3 protein-coding genes and 2 pseudogenes are annotated in these 3,480 nt (G+C 74.6%); 3 read left to right on the top strand and 2 right to left on the bottom strand.

The genetic code is table 11. The features are described from left to right. The 3 genes and pseudogenes from AOK23_RS29910 to AOK23_RS29900 all read left to right on the top strand — a co-directional run. Positions 1 to 196: pseudogene (locus AOK23_RS29910) on the top strand (hypothetical protein); the annotation flags it as partial. Continuing rightward, the gene (locus tag AOK23_RS29905) at positions 193 to 822 is read left to right on the top strand and encodes a methylated-DNA--[protein]-cysteine S-methyltransferase (protein WP_079049782.1); all 630 of its coding nucleotides are present in this window, start codon (positions 193 to 195) and stop codon (positions 820 to 822) included. The pseudogene AOK23_RS29910 and the gene AOK23_RS29905, both read left to right, overlap by 4 nt. A 77-nt stretch (positions 823 to 899) precedes the next feature. Continuing rightward, entirely contained in the window at positions 900 to 2,186 is a 1,287-nt protein-coding gene (locus AOK23_RS29900; RefSeq protein WP_079049781.1) for an SGNH/GDSL hydrolase family protein, read from the top strand. 96 nt (positions 2,187 to 2,282) lie between these two features. On the opposite strand, the gene AOK23_RS29895 is transcribed toward AOK23_RS29900, so the two are convergent. Together AOK23_RS29895 and AOK23_RS48125 are read right to left on the bottom strand one after the other, a co-directional pair. Beyond that, on the bottom strand, positions 2,283 to 2,765 hold the full coding sequence (locus tag AOK23_RS29895; protein WP_055715712.1) for a DUF456 domain-containing protein: 483 nt from the start codon (positions 2,763 to 2,765) through the stop codon (positions 2,283 to 2,285). Between the two features lie 390 nt (positions 2,766 to 3,155). Beyond that, positions 3,156 to 3,480 (bottom strand): annotated as a pseudogene (locus AOK23_RS48125) (hypothetical protein); the annotation flags it as partial.

Below are 3,480 nucleotides of genomic sequence, written 5' to 3'. Positions count from 1 at the left end.
CGACGAGGCCGAGGCCGCGCTGCTCGCCCTGCCGGGCATGGGCCCGCGCACCGTCGCCAACATCCGCACCCGGGCCCTCGGCGATCCGGACGTGGCCCCGCCGGACACGCCCCTGCCCGACGCCTGGCGGCCCTGGCGTTCGTATGCCCTGCGCCACCTGGGCCCAGCGATCCGGAGCACCCGGAGCACCGGATGACAACGCCTCCACCAGAAGTGACGACCAGCCCAGTGGCACCAAGGAGTTCAGCCGTGAGCGCCGGACAGCGGACCTACTGCACCACCGTCGACAGCCCCGTCGGCCCCCTCCTCCTGACCGCTGACGCGTCCGGCGTGCTCACCTCCCTCTCCGTGCCGGAGCAGAAGGGCGGCCGGGTGCCGCTCGCGGACTGGCGCCACGACCCGGCGCCCTTCCGGCAGGCCGCGGAACAGCTCGCCGCCTACTTCGCCGGGGAGCTGAAGGAGTTCCGGCTGGAGTCGCGCGGCGAGGGCACGGAGTTCCGCCAGCGGGTCTGGGCCGCCCTCGACGACATCCCGTACGGCGCGACCACCACGTACGGCGCCATCGCCTCCCGTATCGGCGCGCCCAGGGCCGCCGTCCGGGCCGTCGGCGGCGCGATCGGCGCCAATCCGCTGCTCATCCTCCGCCCCTGCCACCGGGTGATCGGCGCGGACGGCTCCCTCACGGGCTACGCCGGCGGCCTCGACCGCAAGCGTCTGCTGCTCGGCCTGGAGGGAGTGCTCGGGGCCGACGGACGGGACGGCGGTGTGACCCCGAACGCGGGGGATCAGGACGCGTGTGCACAGGTCCGCCCGATGGTGTGAGGGTGGGTGCGCGGGTCCGCCGCGCCGGGAAGTGATGAGGGGCTTGTGTCGCTTCCGCCGAGCGAAGGGCGGCCCGCATGGCCGACACGACCCCGGGCGCCCGCACGGCCCCCCGTCTCGCCGCCACGTCGGCACGCGCGCAGGCGTACGTCCTGACCCTCGTCCTCCTCGTGGCGACCACGGTGATCGGCGCGCTGCCGGCGAGGGCCGACACCCACCGGGGCCCGTCCGCGGCGGCCCGGCACTGGACGGGTACCTGGGCGGCCGCCGCGTCCGGTACGGCCCCTGCCCTGCCGGGAGCCTCGATCCGCAACGTCGTCCATGTCGGTGTGGGCGGCACGGCGGCGCGGATCAGGATCTCGAACCGGCTCGGCACCGCCCCGCTCCGGCTGGGCGCCGTCACCGTGGCGCTCCAGGTGCCCGGCGCTCCCGGCCGCCCGGACGCGGTGCCGGGGTCGCTGCGCGCCGCCACCTTCGGCGGTGCCCGCACGGTCGTCGTCCCACCGGGCCGGGACCGGGTCACCGACCCCGTCGCCCTGCGCGTACCGGCGTACAGCAACCTCCTGATCACCCTCCACACCCCTGCCGGCTCCGGCCCGGCCACCTACCACCGGTCCGCCCGCCAGACCGGTTTCGTCGCCCCGCGGGGCGACCGGACCGCCGACGAGCACGGCTCGGCGTTCACGACGACCGTCGGCAGCTGGTACTACGTCACCGGAGTCGATGTGCTTGGCACCTCCACCGCCGGCAGCGTCGTCGCGCTCGGTGACTCCATCACCGACGGCAACGGCTCGACCGCCGACGCCAACCGCCGCTGGCCCGACCGCCTCGCCGAACGGCTGCGCGCCCTGCCCGCCCAGCGCCGGCCCGGTGTCCTCAACGCGGGGATCTCCGGCAACCGTCTGCTCCGCACCGGCGTGGGCCCGAGCGCCCTGGCCCGCCTCGACGCCGACGTCCTCACCCGTACCGGGGTGCGCACGCTGATCGTCATGGAGGGCATCAACGACATCAAGGGCACCCCGAACGTCACCGACCCGGCGGCGCTCACCGCCGGATACCGCCGGATCGTGGCCCGCGCCCGCGCCCACGGCATCCGTGTCATCGGCGCCACGCTCACTCCGTTCGGCGGTCATGGGGCGTACACGGCCGCCCGGGAGCGCGTACGGCTGGCCGTCAACGACGCGATCCGCACGGGCCGCGTCTTCGACGCGGTGGCGGACTTCGACCGCGCCGTCCGCGACCCCGCCCACCCCCACCGCGTCCGGCCCGCCTACGACCCGGGTGACCACCTGCACTTCAACGACGCGGGCATGCGGGCACTGGCCGACGCGATCGACCTGGCGGACCTGGCGGACACGGCTTGATGGTCGTGGCGGACGTGACCTGACGGTCGTGGCGGACGTGACCTGACGGTCGTGGCGGACGCGGCCTGATGGCCTTGATGGGGCGCGGGGACGCCCTCAGCGGCCGAGTACCGCCCCGACCCACGCCCCCGCGACGAGCAGGCAGGCGAAGAGTTCCGCCAGCACGCTGGAGCCGCCCGACCGCATGGCCGTGCGCACGGCCGCCGCCGCCGCGCGGTGCCGTCCGAGCCGGAGCCGCTCGGAGAGGTAGATGCCACCGACGAACCCGGGGATCGCGCCGACCACCGGAACGAGGACGAAGCCCAGGAGCGCCCCGACACCGGCGTACACCGCCATTCGGGGGGAGGCGCCGCTCAGCTCCAGGCGCCGGGGAGGCAGCATCCAGCGGGCCGCCCGGGACAGCAGCAGGACGGTCGTGGAGCCGACCAGCACCCACCAGGCGACCGGGCGGGGCTCCTCCAGCGCCCACCACATGACCCCGGCCCACACCAGCAAGGACCCCGGTACGCCGGGCACCAGCACTCCGCACAGGCCGAGCAGCACGACCACGCCGACCAGCAGGAGTTCCCACACTCCCATCTGCCCAGGGTGCAGGACCGCACGGGAAGACGCAGGTCAGGGAGGCCGCCCCGGCGCCGGCCACAGCCACCCTCGGCCGCTCCCCGTCGGCCGGATTCCCTGGTGCACGGAGACCATGACCGGCGGTCTCCGTCCCGCTCCACGAGAACGCACGGCTGCGCACGGACACGGGGGACGTCCCGGGACCATCGCCCGAGGCACGGGACAACACACATCCCGGAGGATCCTCCGGCCCCTCGACTCCCGTGTCTCGCACCGGAGTTCGACGTGTAGTCCGACACGCCGCGCGGTCATCGGCTCTGCGGACTGATTTTCCGGATGCCCCGTTTTCATACGGCTGTTGAGGTGGACAATTAGGGGCATGAGCCAGCAGGGGGAGAGGCCGACCGGTCATGAGGACGACTGGTGGCGGAAGTTGTACGACGACGCCAGTGGGGACACGGGCCCCTCGGTCGCGGCCGATTCCCTCGACGACCGGTTCGCCTCGGCGGCGAACACGGTCGCGAATCGACCGACGGCACCGTCGAACGGGACGAGCGTGACCGGCCCGCCGAGCGCGCAGGGACCCCGGGGAGCCGAACCGGACGGACGGGGCGGTCCGAGCGGTACGGGTACGAGCAGCACCGGCGCCGGCAGCTCCGCCTCCGCGGGCTCGGCGGCCCCTTCGGGCCCCTCGGCCACCAGGCCCCTCTCGGACAGGGTCCCGCCCCAGGGT

Source organism: Streptomyces torulosus, assembly GCF_001419765.1.
GTDB classification, from domain to species: Bacteria; Actinomycetota; Actinomycetes; order Streptomycetales; family Streptomycetaceae; genus Streptomyces; species Streptomyces torulosus.
This window is presented reverse-complemented; position numbering and strand designations above follow the sequence as displayed.

Coding starts and splice junctions, on each gene's coding strand:
- AOK23_RS29895 (WP_055715712.1), bottom strand. CDS start 2,765: ATGGGAGTGTGGGAACTCCTGCTGGTCGGCGTGGTCGTGCTGCTCGGC.
- AOK23_RS29905 (WP_079049782.1), top strand. CDS start 193: ATGACAACGCCTCCACCAGAAGTGACGACCAGCCCAGTGGCACCAAGG.
- AOK23_RS29900 (WP_079049781.1), top strand. CDS start 900: ATGGCCGACACGACCCCGGGCGCCCGCACGGCCCCCCGTCTCGCCGCC.